Annotated in this window: 17 protein-coding genes; 9 read left to right on the top strand and 8 right to left on the bottom strand. The window is 45.0% G+C overall.

What is annotated here, in order from left to right; genetic code table 11:
* Both EA408_03810 and EA408_03805 read right to left on the bottom strand, forming a co-directional pair.
* A partial coding sequence (locus EA408_03810) for a hypothetical protein (GenBank protein ID TVR73965.1) occupies window positions 1–1,343 on the bottom strand: 1,343 nt, incomplete at its 3' end.
* 27 nt (window positions 1,344–1,370) lie between these two features.
* Entirely contained in the window at window positions 1,371–1,832 is a 462-nt protein-coding gene (locus EA408_03805) for a 23S rRNA (pseudouridine(1915)-N(3))-methyltransferase RlmH (protein TVR73964.1), read from the bottom strand.
* 155 nt (window positions 1,833–1,987) lie between these two features.
* Here EA408_03805 and EA408_03800 point away from each other — a divergent pair, with 155 nt between their 5' ends.
* Window positions 1,988–2,401 (top strand): DUF4783 domain-containing protein, encoded by a 414-nt coding sequence (locus EA408_03800; GenBank protein ID TVR73963.1) that lies wholly within the window; start codon window positions 1,988–1,990, stop codon window positions 2,399–2,401.
* A 145-nt stretch (window positions 2,402–2,546) separates the two neighbouring features.
* Here EA408_03800 and EA408_03795 read toward each other — a convergent pair whose 3' ends face one another.
* From EA408_03795 to EA408_03780, 4 genes are all read right to left on the bottom strand, one after another.
* A complete protein-coding gene (locus tag EA408_03795; protein TVR73962.1) occupies window positions 2,547–3,062 on the bottom strand; it encodes an RNA polymerase sigma factor in 516 nt (171 codons plus the stop codon).
* Between the two features lie 328 nt (window positions 3,063–3,390).
* Window positions 3,391–4,275, bottom strand: a complete 885-nt coding sequence (locus EA408_03790; GenBank protein ID TVR73961.1) for a MerR family transcriptional regulator — start codon at window positions 4,273–4,275, stop codon at window positions 3,391–3,393.
* 194 nt (window positions 4,276–4,469) lie between these two features.
* The gene (locus EA408_03785; GenBank protein ID TVR73970.1) at window positions 4,470–5,114 is read right to left on the bottom strand and encodes an O-methyltransferase; all 645 of its coding nucleotides are present in this window, start codon (window positions 5,112–5,114) and stop codon (window positions 4,470–4,472) included.
* Window positions 5,115–5,191: 77 nt separating this feature from the next.
* Window positions 5,192–6,412, bottom strand: a complete 1,221-nt coding sequence (locus EA408_03780) for an insulinase family protein (GenBank protein TVR73960.1) — start codon at window positions 6,410–6,412, stop codon at window positions 5,192–5,194.
* Window positions 6,413–6,533: 121 nt separating this feature from the next.
* Between EA408_03780 and EA408_03775 the strand changes: the two genes are divergently transcribed.
* A complete protein-coding gene (locus EA408_03775; protein ID TVR73959.1) occupies window positions 6,534–7,088 on the top strand; it encodes an HDIG domain-containing protein in 555 nt (184 codons plus the stop codon).
* Between the two features lie 106 nt (window positions 7,089–7,194).
* Here EA408_03775 and EA408_03770 read toward each other — a convergent pair whose 3' ends face one another.
* Complete coding sequence (locus tag EA408_03770; GenBank protein TVR73958.1) at window positions 7,195–8,490, bottom strand: DUF5103 domain-containing protein; 1,296 nt, start codon at window positions 8,488–8,490, stop codon at window positions 7,195–7,197.
* A gap of 246 nt (window positions 8,491–8,736) precedes the next feature.
* On the opposite strand from EA408_03770, the gene EA408_03765 reads away from it, so the two are divergent.
* From EA408_03765 to EA408_03735, 7 genes are read left to right on the top strand one after another with little or no spacing between them, the layout of a single operon-like run.
* Window positions 8,737–10,089, top strand: coding sequence for a Na(+)-translocating NADH-quinone reductase subunit A (locus EA408_03765; protein TVR73957.1), 1,353 nt, complete (start codon window positions 8,737–8,739; stop codon window positions 10,087–10,089).
* 56 nt (window positions 10,090–10,145) lie between these two features.
* A complete protein-coding gene (locus EA408_03760) occupies window positions 10,146–11,315 on the top strand; it encodes an NADH:ubiquinone reductase (Na(+)-transporting) subunit B (protein ID TVR73956.1) in 1,170 nt (389 codons plus the stop codon).
* Between the two features lie 13 nt (window positions 11,316–11,328).
* Window positions 11,329–12,060, top strand: a complete 732-nt coding sequence (nqrC, locus tag EA408_03755; protein TVR73955.1) for an NADH:ubiquinone reductase (Na(+)-transporting) subunit C — start codon at window positions 11,329–11,331, stop codon at window positions 12,058–12,060.
* Window positions 12,057–12,710: an NADH:ubiquinone reductase (Na(+)-transporting) subunit D gene (locus EA408_03750; GenBank protein TVR73954.1), complete on the top strand. Its 654-nt coding sequence runs from the start codon at window positions 12,057–12,059 to the stop codon at window positions 12,708–12,710. Before nqrC ends, EA408_03750 begins: the two co-directional genes overlap by 4 nt.
* 13 nt (window positions 12,711–12,723) lie before the next feature.
* Window positions 12,724–13,341 (top strand): NADH:ubiquinone reductase (Na(+)-transporting) subunit E, encoded by a 618-nt coding sequence (nqrE, locus tag EA408_03745; protein TVR73953.1) that lies wholly within the window; start codon window positions 12,724–12,726, stop codon window positions 13,339–13,341.
* A gap of 36 nt (window positions 13,342–13,377) precedes the next feature.
* The gene (locus tag EA408_03740) at window positions 13,378–14,634 is read left to right on the top strand and encodes an NADH:ubiquinone reductase (Na(+)-transporting) subunit F (protein TVR73952.1); all 1,257 of its coding nucleotides are present in this window, start codon (window positions 13,378–13,380) and stop codon (window positions 14,632–14,634) included.
* Entirely contained in the window at window positions 14,634–15,635 is a 1,002-nt protein-coding gene (locus EA408_03735) for an FAD:protein FMN transferase (protein TVR73969.1), read from the top strand. Before EA408_03740 ends, EA408_03735 begins: the two co-directional genes overlap by 1 nt.
* 414 nt (window positions 15,636–16,049) lie before the next feature.
* Here EA408_03735 and EA408_03730 read toward each other — a convergent pair whose 3' ends face one another.
* On the bottom strand, window positions 16,050–16,268 hold the full coding sequence (locus EA408_03730) for a hypothetical protein (protein TVR73951.1): 219 nt from the start codon (window positions 16,266–16,268) through the stop codon (window positions 16,050–16,052).
* Window positions 16,269–16,379: the final 111 nt, after the last annotated feature.

Genomic DNA, 16,379 nt, shown 5'->3' with positions numbered 1-16,379 from the left:
TATCGTATGCCTGTCATGCTGAGGGATAGTACAATAAAAAATGACAACGCATATGTGTTTGTCTGCCCGCCAAGCATCCTGTAGACGACAAACCCCCCGGCAAATGACATCAGAAATATTGCCAGGAATGTCTTGAATCCTACAAGTGTTGATGCAAGAAAAACGACCTTGTCAGTAAACAAAACCAATGAACCCAGAAGCATTGCAAGTGTAAGGTATGCGACCAGGCTGTAACGGTTAAGATAGAAGAAATTATGGACCTCAAGCTGAATGTTTGAATTAAATATAAGTCCGGAAAATATGTAATGAAAAAGAAACATGAATCCTGAAAGAAACAGGGAGAGGGCAATAACCCACGTCAGGCTCCTGGCTCTGGATGGTCTGGTTTCCCTGTCAATAATACTGAAATGAGAAGTAAAGAAAATAGATATAAAAAATATCAGGGCAGTATTCACCAGAAGATCTCCAAGGGAAGGAAACAGGGAAGACTTTGCATACAGGTGGGGCTGAAAGATTGAGAACTCCCTGAAGAGTTGCGGAAATCCCGTTTCAAGCATTCCAAGTCTCAGTGTCACTAAAACAATTATGGTCAGCAAAAGCAACGAGTTTTTTGATGCATTTGAAACTGATCTCCTGCGGCTGAAGCTTTTGTGGAGAAAGAGAAATAATAATATGATGCCTGCTGAATAAAGGCAGCATGAGATGATTGCGAATGTATTGGCATGAGGTGGAGAGGAGGGCGGGGAAATGGAGAACAGAAAATCTCCTGAAGGGGAATAAACGGGATGTCCGTCCTCTTTTTTCTTACTCAGTTCAGCTTCGGGATAAATTCTGAAATCATCATGAAAGTCATTTACAAGGAATTCATTCTCAAAAATATAATCATGCCGGATCAATATCAGCCCCAGGAGATTGATGGTGTCATTCAATTGATGCCTGATCACCACATACCAGCCGTTTCCTGGATTAACCAGCTCATTCTGCTTCCATTCGGGTACCCGGTTAAGGTCAACAGGAAGGACATTGCTGTTCCAGAAAACAAGATTTCCCTCCCTGTAACCAAGTATTACCAGCCCGTCATTACGGTATACCCCATAATACTCTTCAGCATATTCGCTAATAAACCGGTCCGGATTGCCTGAATTCATTCTTTGCCCTGCAGTTTCCAGGATTTCTGTTGCCGTCCTGAATTTGGCATCCAGTACTGACTGGAAATGTTTGGAATTGATCCGTTTTTCATCCAGGACGTGCCTGTTGATATCAATTACAGTACCACAGGCAATAAGCAGCAACGCCAGGAGGAGCAGCCGGTAGTTTCGCAATATGTTTCCCGTTGTTTGCATCTGTTATGCACTTTTCCCGGATTTTTGTCACTGATGATGGTAGGGTTCTCCCCTTATTATTGTCATTGCCCTGTATATCTGTTCAACCAGGATCAGCCTTACCATCTGGTGTGTGAACGTCATATCCGACAGGGATATTACCCGGTCTGCCTTCTCAAAGGTTTTTTCCGGAAATCCCCAGGCTCCTCCTGTGTAAAAGACCAATTCTTTATAACCCGCAGTCATGGCTGATTCTATCAATTTTGAAAATTCGACAGAGTTGAACTTTTTACCCTTTTCGTCAAGTATCATCAGTAACGATGAACCCGGTTGCCGGACCGGTTCAGTCATAATCAGACTTCCTTTACGTGAGCGGCGCTTTTTGCCGGGTGTTTCAGCTATTTTGATTTCGACCGGAATGTAGTGCTTTAGACGGTCAATATAAATATCTATACCCTCGCTGATGTACTTTTCTTCAGTCCTGCCCGTAAAAACAAGGGTTATCTTCATTTTCTAAATGAGGTTGAAATTATTATATTGCAAATAATTTTTCACATTAACATTTCAGAATGAATGATTGGCTTATTTTTTGTTGTTATGTAAAGGTTACAAATATACAAGCTTTGTCTGATGACTTTTTAATTAACAGATTAATTCCTTGAGAAATGTCAACTTTAAACAGGCCCCCCCTGGTTATTACCTTGTTTCTGCTGACTGCATTTCTAACCGGTGCAACCGTAACGCGTGAGCTTCCCGAAGGCATTGCAGAGGCTTTCAGCAAGGGACATTCGCGGAACCTTGCACGTCATTTCAATAATAATATTGAACTGGTTGTTCCGGATCACGAAGATGTATACAGCAAATCTCAGGCCGAACTTATACTCAGGGATTTCTTTTCCGAACATAAGCCGGTTAAATTTGAATATCTCCACAAGGGCGGCAAGGAAATATCAAGATATGGCATCGGCAGCCTGGAAACGGAAAAAGGCGATTTCAGGATATATTTTCTACTGAAGGTTACCGATGGAACGCCGCTTATACATCTCCTCAGGATTGAACGTGCAGAGGAATCTCCTTAAACAGGATTTCCTGCAGGCACAAAATCATACACCCGCTCCATTTTATGGATACGGGTGCTGTTTTTAAAAGGCTTCTTGAAGGTATGTCTGCACAAAAACTAATGTGCCTTGATTATTCAGTAAGTGAACTCAGTTATATGCTAATTCATTGATTGACGGGATTGTAATCTTCGAGTGCCTTCATCAGCTTTTTCCTGCTGAAGAATATTCTGCTCTTTACGGTCCCTATGTTCAGATCCATCTCTTCGGCGATCTCCTTGTACTTGTAGCCTGAAGTATGCATTTTGAATGGGATTTTAAACTCGTCATCAAGTTCTTCGACTTTTCTGTTGATCTCTTCGAGTGAGATGTTACCTTCAGGTTTTGAGTCGGCCGAATCGCCGGCTTTATTTAGAAAGTACAAATCTTTTGTGTTGTCAAACGTCGTATTCTGTTTTACAGCCTTCCTGTAATTATTTATGAAAGTGTTCTTCAAAATAGTGAATGTCCAGGCTTTTAAATTAGACTGGTCTGTAAATTGTTCCCTGTATGTTAATGCCTTTAGAAATGTTTCCTGAACAAGGTCCCTTGCATCTTCATGGTTGGATGTAAGGCTGTATGCAAACCTTTCAAGATTTTTCTCGAGGGTTACGAGCTGATGGTTGAATTCTATTGCAGTCATTGTTGTTCAGATTTTAGGTTATAAATGTTTAACAAATATAAGCACAAAATGAACAGTGTCCAAATGTTTTAATAAGAAAAAGTCTAAATAAATGTTAAATAAGCTGTAAATGACTGCATAAAAGTAAAATAGAATGATTTAAAATAACAATATGATTAATAGAAAACAAGAAAAAATGAACAAAGGTTTGGGCATGCGTATATCAGGGGCCCCTTATATCAGCTAATTGTTAAAGGGAAACCGGGGCAATATAAGTTTTACCGGCAAGCAATATTATCTTGCCCGGATGGGTAATGCGCGCTTGTAAGTGGCCAGGAGGGCTGATACTCTAGCGGATTGAGCCTATGTACTGCCTGAAATGGGTTACCGATTCAATTTTGACAAGATTTTGGGGAAGGCTCCCGTTTATTTTTGCCGTTTGCAGTCCGGTATACAAAATCCTGTGGTTCGGGAAGGACGATGACAGGTTCTGAAGATATTTTACAAGGTTTCCTTCAGTAATTCCTGTTGTGAAGGATGTGAGGAAATACTCCGCTTTCTGGATCTTTGTGATCTTCTCAAGATCATCAAAGGGAACGGCCTGTCCCAGATATATTACCTTAATGCCGTTCTTTTTCAGCAGATATGAGTAGAAAAGGAGCCCCAGCTCATGAAATTCACTTTCGTGAAGAAAAAGTATGAAGTTGACCGGATTGTCGCGTTGTACAGGCGCCTGGCCATCAATTGCAACGATCAGTTTCTGGCGGAGAAGATTTGATACAAAGTGTTCCTGGGCGGGATTGATAGATCCGGTTTGCCACAGCAACCCGATCTTTTCAAAAAACGGATGCATTAGTCGCACCAGGGTATCTTCAAAGCCTAGTTTTATTATAGTATCGTTCAGTATCTTGTCGAACTTCCACTCATCCAGTTCAAGCATTGATATAATCAGGTTCTCTATTTGCAATCCGGTGTCTGTGGATTCCCTTGATATGTGAATCACCTTATCTTTAAGCTCCTCCTCGTCCATCCGGGCAAGATGTGATATTTTCAATCCGTACCTGTTAAGTATGGAAATGTTGAGAAGTTTTTTAAGGTCATTGTCACTGTACAGCCTGATATTTGTATCTGTCCGGGCCGGAACCACTATACCATACCTTTTTTCCCATATTCTTATTGTATGGGCTTTTATTCCGGAAAGCTCCTCAAGGTCTTTTATTGAATAGCTGGCCATATATTCTTATTTGTTAATGTTTTTAGTTGTAAAAATGCACATATTCATGTTCCGGGTGAACGTTATCTGTTCTACGAACGCACAAAATGGGCAAGTAGCGGCTGGATATGAAGGTTTTTTTTTAGATCGCCGTGTATAACTATTAACAGTAACAAATAAAACAAAAAAAAGTTTTATTGCCGGGGTAACGGGGGCTATTTTTTCCTTATAATCATAAGTCCGTCCCTGACAGGCAATAACAGGTTCTCAACTCGGGTGTCATTTGCAATCTTCCTGTTGAACTCATACATGTAACGTGTAAATTCATCATTTATGAATTCGGGTTTGTAAACCTTGTTGTACCATAATACATTGTCGGCAATTATTATTCCGCCTTTTCTGACCTTCGGGAAAGCAAGGTCGTAATACCGGATATATTCCGATTTGTCACCGTCAATAAAAACCAGATCAAACGGCCCGGTCAGCGACGGAATTATTTCCAGTGCGTCGCCGGTATGCATTATTATACGGTTCTCAAGGCCCGTCTCCCTAATGTATTTCAATGCAAAATCCCTTATCTCATCATTTTTCTCGATAGTATGAAGCTCACCTGTTTCACCAAGTCCCCTTGCAAGGCATATGGCTGAGTACCCGGAGTAGGTGCCGATTTCCAGAATTCTTGACGGGGCGATCATAAGGCTGATCATTTCAAGGAGCTTTCCCTGGTAGTGCCCTGAGAGCATCTCAGGGTTAAGCAACTTCAGGTGTGTCTCCCTGTTAAGTCCTGAAAGCAACGGATCTTCAGGTGTTGAGTGGGCAATGATATATTTTTCTCTGTTTTGCTCATGATCTGATGACATGGTTACAGCTTTTAATGTTATATAATATTGGTCAGGTTTTGCACCGTGGCAGCATAATCCTGCCAGAATAGCCGGCATCAGGTGTAAACAAGTTCAGAGAGTGATCCCGGGTCCAGTATATAATTGGCAACATCCATAATATCCATGGCAGTTACAGCATCAATTTTCCGGTATACCTCCTCCACCGTATCAACCCGGTTGAAAAGAAGGTAGCTCTTGCCTATAGCCATCATAAGATTCTCCCTGCTTTCCCAGCCGATTGCCAGTTGTCCTTTCAGCTGCCGCTTTGCCCGGTTAAGCTGAACCGGACTCAGCCTTTTGTTTCTCAGGGCAGAGAACTCCTTTCTTAACAGATGCCGGCATCTGTCAGTTTTATCCCTGTCGCATCCGAAGTATACATTGAAAATGCCAGTGTCGGACCATGCGGTGTAGTGTGATTCAACATTATATGCAAATCCGCTCCTCTCCCTGAGGGCCTGGTTAAGCCTGGCACTCATGCCGGGTCCACCCAGGATATTATTCAGCACTACCATCGTCATCCTTTTCCCGTCATACATGTTGAATGCCCGTTTGCCGGTAATGAAGTGCACCTGGTGGGTTTTCCTGCTGAGTATTCTTGATGCAGGGTGATAGGTGTTGTGCTTTTGGCGGATCCTGGCTTTCCTGTTTGCGGTTACCGGCTCAAGATGTTTTCTGGCATACCTGAGAACAGAGTTGAAATCATGGTCGCCAACGGAAGCGAAGACCATCTGGTCGGTCCGGTAGTTATTATTCATAAACCTGATAATGTCATCCCTGTTAAATTTCATCAGATGTTTCGGAGTGCCGAGTATGTTGCGGCCTATAGGGTCATTGCAGAATACGATCTCCTCAAAGTCATCAAATATCTGCTCTGCCGGGTTATCCATATATGACAGTATCTCATCTATGATGACCTGTTTTTCCCTGTTAAGCTCTTTTTCAGGAAAGACCGAATGAAAGGTCATGTCACATATAAGTTCCAGGGATCTTTCAAAGTCTTCACGCATAAAAGATGAATATATGCAGGTCTCCTCTTTGCCTGTATATGCATTTATCTCTCCTCCGACGGCCTCAAGCCTGCTTATAATATGGTGGGCTCTCCTCTTCTTGGTGCCCTTAAAGAAAAGATGCTCAATGAAATGTGCAATGCCATGCTCTCCTGGCTCCTCATCCCTCGACCCCGCATTGATATACAGTCCGCAATGAGCAACCTGTGAAGGCACCCTGAAGTGTATGATCCTGATCCCGTTGTCAAATTCGTGAGTATGAAATGTCATAAGGCGCAAATTTATATACAGTTTTGCATCTTCAAGCAGAAACGCAATTTTTTTTTATGGTCCATACGTACTATTTTTATCGTGATTAAAATTCATCTGTTGTTGGATTATATAATATATTATGGACAGGGAAAGTGCATTCGAATTGCTAAAACAGCATGTAAAAGATGAGAAAATGCGTATTCACTGCCTGGCATCGGAAGCGGTGATGCGTGCCCTGGCTCAAAGGTTGGGCGAGGATGCAGATAAATGGGGACTTGCGGGACTGCTGCATGATATTGATGTTGAGGTTACCAATGCCGACCCTGAAAGGCATGCACTTGAGGCCCGTAATATCCTCAAAGATTACAGTCTTGATCCTGAAATTATCGATGCGATAACCATGCATAACGAGAAGGCTTCAAAAAAAGAGAGGAGCACTCTTTTCCAGCATGCCCTTGCAGCAGGAGAGACGGTTACCGGACTTGTTTATGCCACTGCTCTGGTCTATCCCGACCGGAAGATAGCTTCGGTCAAACCAAAGTCCGTGGTAAAAAGAATGAAGGAAAAAGCCTTTGCTGCCTCGGTAAACCGTGATCACATCATGGAGTGCGAAAAGATCGGCGTTCCGTTGCCTGAATTTGCCGAACTGGCTGTAAATGCCATGAAAGAGATAAGCGATGATATCGGGTTGTAGCGATAATTGGGCTCCCCTTCTTAGCCGGCTGCATTCATAAAACATGAGTCAACTGCAGGAAAAACAACCATAAGGGTCACCGAAGTAAGGTGAGGTATCTGTGCCGTCAGTTCCTGGAGTTGATCTGCATTGTCCCCACCAGGCGGTCATAGCGGCTGCCTGGGGGACGGTGGTAAACCATGATCAGGTAGTCGTTTTCGGTTTCAAAAAAGTTACCCTCAAACAGGGTGGCATCGGCGGTGCCGGGTCCATATTCCCTGAACACGAACTTGTAATTGTAGTAGCCCTGTTTCAGCAACATGCCAAGTTCGTAGGCACGGGTATCGAAATTGTATTGCATTCTGTTCCATGGATAGAAGTTCCAGTCGCTCAGTGCACCAAGCACATATACATTGCCATTGTCAAAGGGTGTTTCCCACGGAAGGGTGAACCATACCATCAGGTAATCGGCATCATATGAGGGAGACCTTCCTTCCTCGTTTCGTATAAGGAACCGCCCGTTGATATCGTGATGGGCAAAATATCTCCCGTACTGGCGGGATGGTGAAGGGTGAAGTTCAACATGGTTTATTCCCCCGGAGAATTCCACACTTCTTATGAATTCAGTCAGGTACCTTGTGCTTTTGGTGTCAAAGTTACGGTATTCGTTACCTGCCGGGAACACCAGCTCTTCTTCGTGCTCATAGACGATCTCCCTGTCCCTTACGTACATTGGCTGAAGGGGACCGGTCATATTGTCCTGCCTGCCGTTCTGCATGACCGTCACAAACAGTTCCGTTCTGGGATCAGTAATCCTGAGTTCCGGGTGACGAACTGAGAAAGTGACCTGCTGACCCGTGTCATAGTAACGTGTCATATGCGGCCTGTGAACCCGTGCAGCAATGTCCACCTGCGGCTGGCTTACCATAAACCTCCTTGTCAGTACTGTCCTGGATTCGTCAAAATCTTTGTAAACCTTAATCACATAGTTGCCCGGGATCCTCAGGCTTACATCATGATTGGGTATTTCGAGCGAGTAATGGGTATATCGTACGAATGTATTGAAGGAGTAACGGAAATTGTCCAGGTTGTTTTCGAAAAAGCCGTCCATGTAATCTGACGGAAAAAGTGTAGAAGGCGTCCAGTCCGCATTGCAGTGAATGATCCTGTACTGGTAACTTTTCACGTCGCCGTCAAGGTCGTCAAAGCTGAAGTGCAGTCTTTCGTTGCTGCCCAATCTTATTACCGGGTAAGACATTTCCCAGCCGCTTACATGCATCCGGACGGTCCTGATATTCTCATTATAGACCAGATCTTCGTAGAACCTGTCACCAGAAGCATAAGCGTGCAGTGATGACGAGATTATAATAATAGAAGCAGTAAGACCTGAAAAAAGGTTGCTGACAGGCTGAACATTTTTCATTGCATCTTGTTATTTTGGTAATTTGTAAACGTTTTTTGCACCCGTTAATTGTGAAAGTATTAACAACCGGTTTTGGGAGCGGTTTAAAACCGGATCAAATTTACAATAATGCATTTCCTGTTTCCTGAAATTGTTATGAGCGGCAACCGTTGAACGGAATGAGCATAAATAATCCATGATTCCGGGATATGGTTTGTGCAAAATAACTAAATTTGTTCCATTTTGAAGAACAATCAACAGAATAAGATGTCGAAGGTAATCAGGTTAAGAAAAGGTCTGAATATTCCTCTCAAGGGCAAAGCTGAAAAGGTTCTTGTCAATCCGGGGCTGCCGGACAAGTTTGCAGTCAAGCCTGGTGATTTTCCGGGGATCAGGCCCAAGATGCTGGTGAAACCGGATGATGAAGTTAAGGCAGGTACACCTTTGTTTTTTGACAAGTACAATCCCGATGTGATGTTCACATCTCCGGTAAGCGGACGCGTTGTTGCCGTAAACCGTGGGGAGCGACGCAAAATTCTGGAGGTTGTTATCAAACACAGCGGTTCAATGGATCACGAGGAATTTGAGAAGGCAGACCCCGCTTCGCTTGATCGTGATGCTATTACCAAACTACTTTTAAAGAGTGGCCTGTGGCCGATGTTCCGGCAGAGGCCTTACGGAATTATCCCCAGACCGGGAGATAGACCCCGTTCGATATTTATTTCAGGGTTTGATACGGCACCCCTTGCACCTGATTATGATTTTGTGATGCAGGACAGCGGAAATGAATTCCGGAAGGGAATAGATGTAATCAAGAAGCTTACTGAAGGGAAGGTTTATCTAAGCCTCAATGCAGATTACCCTCCATCGGATGTGTTTGCCGGTATAGACGGCCTGGAGGTGAACTATTTTTCCGGGCCGCATCCATCAGGTAATGTTGGTGTACATATTCATCACCTTGATCCGGTTCATAAAAACGGCAGGGTATGGTATATAAATCCGCAGGATGTGCTTGTTCTGGGAAGGCTCTTCATGAACGGTATTGTTGATTTTTCCCGCATTGTGGCACTAACCGGTTCAGAGGTTGTGAAGCCCCGGTATTTCCGGTCTGTGATGGGAGCATCTGTTGATATTCTTGTTCGTGACAACTTAATTGAAGGTAATAACCGTTTTATTAGCGGAAACGTCCTGACCGGATCAAGAATCCCGTCAGACGGGTTCATCGGCTTTTACGATTCACAGGTAACAGTTATACCGGAGGGTAACCACTACAGGTTCATGGGCTGGGCTGAACCGGGTTTTGACCGTTTCAGTTCCTCGCGCACATTCTTTTCATGGCTTATGCCTGGCAGGAAATACAGGCATGACACCAACTATAACGGGGGTGAGCGTGCATATGTGATTACCGGTGAGTATGAAAAAGTGCTGCCCATGGATATTATTCCACAGCAACTTGTAAAGGCGATCATGGTAGAGGATATTGACAAGATGGAGAATCTTGGCATCTATGAGTTGGTGGAGGAGGACCTTGCCCTCTGTGAATATGTCTGCACCTCAAAGATCGAGGTACAGACGCTTTTGCGCCGGGGGATAGAGCTTATGATAAAGGAGACCAGCTAAGCGGCTCACTGTTTAGGCAAAGATATTTTGGATAAAACAAACAAACCAGACTGCAAGTGAAGTTACTCAGGAAACAGATTGACAAGATTAAGCCTCATTTCCAGAAGGGCGGGCGTTTTGAAATGCTTCATTCCACTTTTGATGCCTTTGAAACGTTCCTCTTTGTACCTGACAAGGTGACATCAAAGGGGGCGCACATTCGTGACAGCATAGATATGAAGAGAACAATGATAATCGTTGTTGTTGCCATGCTGCCTGCACTTCTGTTTGGAATGTGGAATGTGGGATACCAGCATTTTATTGCCACCGGCACCGAAGCCGGTTTCTGGGATGAATTTCTGCACGGACTGGTAAGGGTATTACCCATCGTAATTGTTTCATATGCAAGTGGTCTTGCAGTGGAGTTTGCATTTGCCCAGATAAGGGACCATGAAGTCAATGAAGGGTTCCTTGTAACCGGAATGCTTATACCGCTTATTGTTCCCGTGGATGTTCCCCTGTGGATGGTATCTCTTGCTACAATATTTGCAGTCATAATCGGCAAGGAGGCTTTTGGAGGCACCGGCATGAACATACTCAACCCGGCGCTTACAGCCAGGGCATTTTTATTCTTTGCATACCCTACCTATATGTCGGGAGATTTTGTCTGGATAAGCGGCCTTCTTAAAGGTGAAGGGATCGTGGACGGTTTCTCCGGGGCCACTCCCCTTGCAAATGCCACGCTTGGAAATGCAGAGGCTATACCTTCATCCCTGGCGATGTTTTTGGGAACCATACCCGGATCGATAGGGGAGACATCGACTCTTGCTATTTTGATAGGGGCCCTGATATTGTGGTTTACCGGTGTCGGAAGCATTAAGATCATGGCGTCGGTATTTACAGGGGGTCTGGTTATGGGATTTATACTGAATCTTTTTGCCGTAAATCCTTTCATGGAAATACCGGCCTGGGAGCAGCTGATAATGGGAGGATTTGCATTTGGAGCGGTATATATGGCTACAGACCCGGTCACGGCATCACAGACGGAAACAGGAAAGTACATATATGGGTTCCTTGTAGGGTTCCTGGCGATCCTTATAAGAGTGCTCAATCCGGCCTATCCCGAGGGAATGATGCTGGCCATTCTGTTTATGAACGTTTTTGCACCCCTGATTGACCATAATGTAATGCAGGCCAATATCAGGCGAAGGCTCAGAAGGGCTGCAGCAGCAGATGCAAATAATTAAAACCGAATGATCGATGAAGCAGGGTAATACATATATTTTTCTATACTCCTCGGCGATGGTGGTAATTGTTGCAGCCGTTCTTTCTGTAGTTGCAACGGTTCTGAGGCCTTACCAGGAGCTAAACATTGAGATAGCCAAAAAGCTTGATATTCTGAGGAGTGTTGAGAAAGCGGAGCAGGCACAAGAAGTGCGCGACCGGAACTCTTATGTGGAAGAGGAGTATGACAGGTACATAGTTGACAGCTATGTGATAAGTCATCTTGGCGAGAGGAGGGATGATATTGATGCATTCGGGGTCAATATGCGGGAAGAGATGCGCAAACCCCTTGAAGAACGTAATCTGCCGGTTTTCGTTGCACAGGATGATGATGGAAGTGAGTATTATATATTTCCTGTTCACGGCAGGGGCTTGTGGGGCCCGGTATATGGCTATGTTGCGCTTATGGGTGATATGAATACCATATTCGGGGTGATTTTTGACCATGACAGTGAGACTCCCGGACTGGGCGCAGAGATAAATACTCCCAGGTTTGAGAGCCAGTTCAAGGGCAAGAAGCTTTTTGACGAGACCGGTGAATTTGTCTCAATCAGAATTAATAAGCCAGGAGCTGTTCCCCCGGGAGATCATAATGTGGATGGTATTTCGGGAGGTACAATTACCAGCCAGGGTGTTGAGGAGATGCTCTATGATGTTCTTGGCAGCTACAGGACATATTTCAGGAACCAGAAAAACAGCGAGATATGAGCAGTATGGATAAAGAGCCGTTGTTTTCGGCAAAGAATGTTAAACTTTTAACTACACCGCTTAATGATGAGAACCCGATCACGGTGCAGGTTCTTGGCATCTGCTCGGCTCTTGCGGTTACGGTCAAACTGGAACCTGCTGTAGTGCTTGCTGTAGCAGTTGTTGCGGTAATGGGCGCTGCAAATGTGATCATTTCTGTGCTTCGCAGGACTATACCGCAGAGAATAAGGATAATAGTGCAGCTTGTTGTTATTGCCTCGCTTGTTATCCTGGTCGACCAGGTACTAAAAGCATTTCTGTATGATGTAAGCCGGCAGCTGTCGGTATTTGTCGGCCTCATAATTACCAACTGCATCATAATGGGCCGGCTTGAGGCTTTTGCACTGGGTAACAGGGTGTGGCCCTCGTTCCTTGACGGGGTGGGCAATGCGGCCGGCTATGGCTGGATACTTATAGTTGTTGCTTTTTTCAGGGAGCTTCTGGGATCTGGCACTGTATGGGACTATCCCGTAATGGAAAAGCTCGGACTCTACACCATAGGATATGAGAATAACGGCTTTATGATTCTTCCCCCTATGGCCCTTATAACTGTCGGTATCATCATCTGGGTCCAAAGGTCAAGGAACAGGAAGCTGATTGAATCAAAATAATAAAACCATAATCATGGAAGGATTGGTCAATATATTTGTCAGGTCTGTATTTATCGATAACATGGTTTTTGCCTATTTCCTTGGCATGTGTTCATACCTCGCGGTGTCGCGGACAGTGAGCACGGCTAACGGCCTTGGTATAGCGGTGATCTTTGTGCTTGGAATTACAGTACCTGTGAATTATCTTATCGAGAACTATTTTCTCAGCTCCGGGGCCCTGGCCTGGCTTGGTGCCGGCTTCGCCAATGTGGATCTGAGCTTTCTCAGTTTTATAATGTTCATTGCTGTTATTGCATCTATGGTTCAGCTTGTGGAGATGATGGTTGAAAAGTTTGCGCCGGCGCTGTACTCCTCCCTTGGTATATTTCTTCCGCTTATTGCTGTTAACTGTGCCATTCTTGGGGGGTCCCTCTTTATGCAGGAGCGGGAGTATGCCAATATTGCCGAAGCTTCAGCATTCGGACTTGGTTCGGGGGTTGGCTTCTACCTTGCCATTGTGGGTATAGCAGCGATACGTGAGAAGATAAGGTATTCAAATGTTCCCGGTCCGCTGCGGGGACTTGGTATCACATTTATTGTAACAGGTCTTATGGGGATAGCTTTTATGAGTTTTATGGGTATAAAGCTTTAAGGACGGCCTGCAAATACAACAAAAAATTAAACCAAAATGATATTAACAGCATCGCCGGGGTTGGTCATTGTAATCAGTATAGCCGTATTTTTTGCCGTTATCCTGACACTTGTATCTGTCCTCCTTTTTGCAAAATCAAAGCTTACGCCATCGGGTGAGGTAAAGCTTACCATAAACGATGAGAAGGAACTGACAGTCGAGCCCGGGGCGACAGTACTTTCAACCTTGTCAGGGAGCGGGATCTATCTCCCTTCTGCCTGTGCCGGGGGCGGCACCTGTGGGATGTGCAAGTGCCAGGTTGTAGAGGGTGGCGGTTCCATACTGCCCACCGAAAAGGATTTCTTCACACGCCGTGAGCAGAACGAGAAGTGGAGGCTTGGCTGCCAGGTCAAGATAAGGGAGGATATGCAGCTCAGGGTACCCAAGGAGGTGCTTGGTATCAAAAAGTGGGAATGCGAGGTTGTCAGCAACAGGAATGTTGCGACATTTATTAAGGAGTTTGTTGTTAAGCTTCCGGAAGGTGAGCAGCTCGATTTTAATTCAGGAGGTTATATTCAGATTGATGTGCCCAAAGTCGAGGTGGACTTCAGCGATATTGAGGTGGAGGAAGAGTTTCGTGACGAATGGGACCAGTTCAAAATGTGGGACCTCAAAATGAAAAACCCCGAACCTACCTACCGTGCATATTCAATGGCCAATCATCCGGCAGAGGGTAACATCATCATGCTTAATATCCGTATAGCAACACCTCCGTGGGACAGGGCAAAGGGTGCATTTATGAATGTGAATCCCGGAGTTTGTTCATCTTTTATATTCTCAAGGAAGCCCGGCGATAAGGTTAATATTTCCGGACCTTATGGCGATTTCTTTATCAAGGAGTCTGATAATGAGATGGTTTATATTGGCGGTGGTGCAGGCATGGCACCTCTGCGTTCACACATATTCCACCTGTTCCATACCGTGAAGACGGGACGTAAGGTATCATACTGGTATGGGGCCCGTTCGCTCAGGGAGGTGTTTTATGAGGAGGAGTTCAGGAAAATAGAGAAGGAATTCCCGAACTTTAATTTTCATATAGCACTGTCCGAACCCAAGCCCGAGGATAAATGGGATGGTTTTACCGGCTTCATTCACCAAATAGTGTACGACAACTACCTGAGCAAGCATGAGGATCCCGATGAGATTGAATATTACCTCTGTGGCCCTCCGATGATGAACGACGCAGTGCTGAAAATGCTATATGACCTCGGTGTTCCCGATGAGATGGTTGACCTTGATGATTTCGGGGGATGATGAAAAAGTACGTTTATATTATAATTGCAATTACGGTTTTAAGCTCTTGCCAGGCAGGGCAGGAGAGGATGTTTATCTATCTCGACGGGTTCACCCAGGGAACCAGCTACCTGATCGCATACAACTCTCCCGATTCAACGTGTTACCATGATGAGATCAAGGAGCTTTTCAGGCAGATTGATTATTCGATGTCAATTTACAATCCGCAATCGGTTATATCGGCCATTAACAGAAATGATGCCGATATCCGGCCGGATGAATATTTTTTGACCGTTTTCAACAGGGCCGCCCTGATTTCCGAAAAGACAGGAGGCGCCTTTGATATTACTGTCGGACCCCTTGTCAACGCATGGGGGTTCGGGTTTACCGAAGGAGAAAATATTACACCCCAACTGATTGATAGTTTGCTCAACCTGGTAGGCTGGCAGAAGGTTCGCTATGAGGACGGCATGATTGTCAAGGACCACCCGGGTGTTGTGCTGGATATGAATGCAATTGCCAAGGGATATACGGTCGATGTGGTGGCGGAGTTTCTGGACAGCCGGGGTATAACCGATTACATGATAGAGGTGGGAGGAGAGATACGTGTAAAGGGTACCAACAGAAACAATCAGCTCTGGCGTATAGGCATTGACAAGCCTGTTGAAGATCCTGCAGCCGTTTCACGGGAGCTCCAGGAAATTTTGCATCTCACAGGAGTATCGCTGGCAACCTCAGGAAATTACAGGCGGTTCTATGTAGAGGACGGGCAGCGGTATGCCCATACAATAGATCCTCATACTGGTTATCCGGCAAGACATAGCCTCCTTAGCGCCACGGTTGTAACATCTACGAGCATGGATGCAGATGCATATGCAACAGCTTTCATGGTGATGGGGCTTGAAGAGAGTATGGACTTTGCATCCTCACACCCCGACATAGAAGCCTATTTTATCTATGACCTTGACGGTGTCTTCGCTGTGGCATATACCGACGGCATAGCCGGCATGATGCGCAGGTGAAGGAGGTGAGGGGGCCTGCCGGGAACAAGTGGCCCGGCCGGCATAATTGACATGGCCTGCCCGGGTCATGTTTTGTTATCAGACGGCTTACTACAGGGTTCTTCACTGCCGCATCCGCATGTTATGCCCCTGCCTTCCAGCTCAGGGGTGCTTCTGCATGAGCCTCCCGAGAACCGGCCTCCTTTAACAAAAAGCAGCCTGACAGACATAAGCACTACCGCCAAAACCACCAGAATGGCAGATATGAGGACTAATCCAATAATTTCTTGCATGTGTTTAAAGTATAGTTATTTGATAAGGATTACCATTAAGGCTTACAGGAGTTAAACAGCTTAATGAGCAGATTGTTTAATTTTGACCGGCGCGGACTTATGGAGGGTTCACCTTTTGTTGTGCGGATGTCGGTTTCCTGCCCTAAGAGCAGCAGGAGCCCCTGTTCTTACCGTTTCCGTGGCACAACATCTCATCATGTTTCACACAGGTTATGCCACGCTTTTTCATCTCGTTGTTCCGGCCAATTGAGATGACAGGGAACCTGCCGTTCTTTCTGATCAGCATGCTTATGGACATTCCTGCGAATACCATGGCCATCAGAACGACGGACGTTGCCAGTATGAGTATATATTCGGTCATAAGCCTGCTCTTTGGATCTGCAAATATAACATAATTGGGGTTCTGTGCAAAAAACCCCGTCGTTTATCAAAGGATTACAAGTTGTTTTAAACAATCCTTTGGAATTATTCT

The organism is Marinilabiliales bacterium, assembly GCA_007695015.1.
GTDB lineage: Bacteria > Bacteroidota > Bacteroidia > Bacteroidales > PUMT01 > PXAP01.
Note: the sequence above shows the minus strand (reverse complement) of the source record. Positions and strands in the feature narration are given on the sequence as shown.

Coding starts and splice junctions, on each gene's coding strand:
- EA408_03805 (TVR73964.1), bottom strand. CDS start 1,832: ATGAAGATAACCCTTGTTTTTACGGGCAGGACTGAAGAAAAGTACATC.
- EA408_03800 (TVR73963.1), top strand. CDS start 1,988: ATGTCAACTTTAAACAGGCCCCCCCTGGTTATTACCTTGTTTCTGCTG.
- EA408_03795 (TVR73962.1), bottom strand. CDS start 3,062: ATGACTGCAATAGAATTCAACCATCAGCTCGTAACCCTCGAGAAAAAT.
- EA408_03790 (TVR73961.1), bottom strand. CDS start 4,275: ATGGCCAGCTATTCAATAAAAGACCTTGAGGAGCTTTCCGGAATAAAA.
- EA408_03785 (TVR73970.1), bottom strand. CDS start 5,114: ATGTCATCAGATCATGAGCAAAACAGAGAAAAATATATCATTGCCCAC.
- EA408_03780 (TVR73960.1), bottom strand. CDS start 6,412: ATGACATTTCATACTCACGAATTTGACAACGGGATCAGGATCATACAC.
- EA408_03775 (TVR73959.1), top strand. CDS start 6,534: ATGGACAGGGAAAGTGCATTCGAATTGCTAAAACAGCATGTAAAAGAT.
- EA408_03770 (TVR73958.1), bottom strand. CDS start 8,490: ATGAAAAATGTTCAGCCTGTCAGCAACCTTTTTTCAGGTCTTACTGCT.
- EA408_03765 (TVR73957.1), top strand. CDS start 8,737: ATGTCGAAGGTAATCAGGTTAAGAAAAGGTCTGAATATTCCTCTCAAG.
- nqrC (TVR73955.1), top strand. CDS start 11,329: ATGAAGCAGGGTAATACATATATTTTTCTATACTCCTCGGCGATGGTG.
- EA408_03750 (TVR73954.1), top strand. CDS start 12,057: ATGAGCAGTATGGATAAAGAGCCGTTGTTTTCGGCAAAGAATGTTAAA.
- nqrE (TVR73953.1), top strand. CDS start 12,724: ATGGAAGGATTGGTCAATATATTTGTCAGGTCTGTATTTATCGATAAC.
- EA408_03740 (TVR73952.1), top strand. CDS start 13,378: ATGATATTAACAGCATCGCCGGGGTTGGTCATTGTAATCAGTATAGCC.
- EA408_03735 (TVR73969.1), top strand. CDS start 14,634: ATGAAAAAGTACGTTTATATTATAATTGCAATTACGGTTTTAAGCTCT.
- EA408_03730 (TVR73951.1), bottom strand. CDS start 16,268: ATGACCGAATATATACTCATACTGGCAACGTCCGTCGTTCTGATGGCC.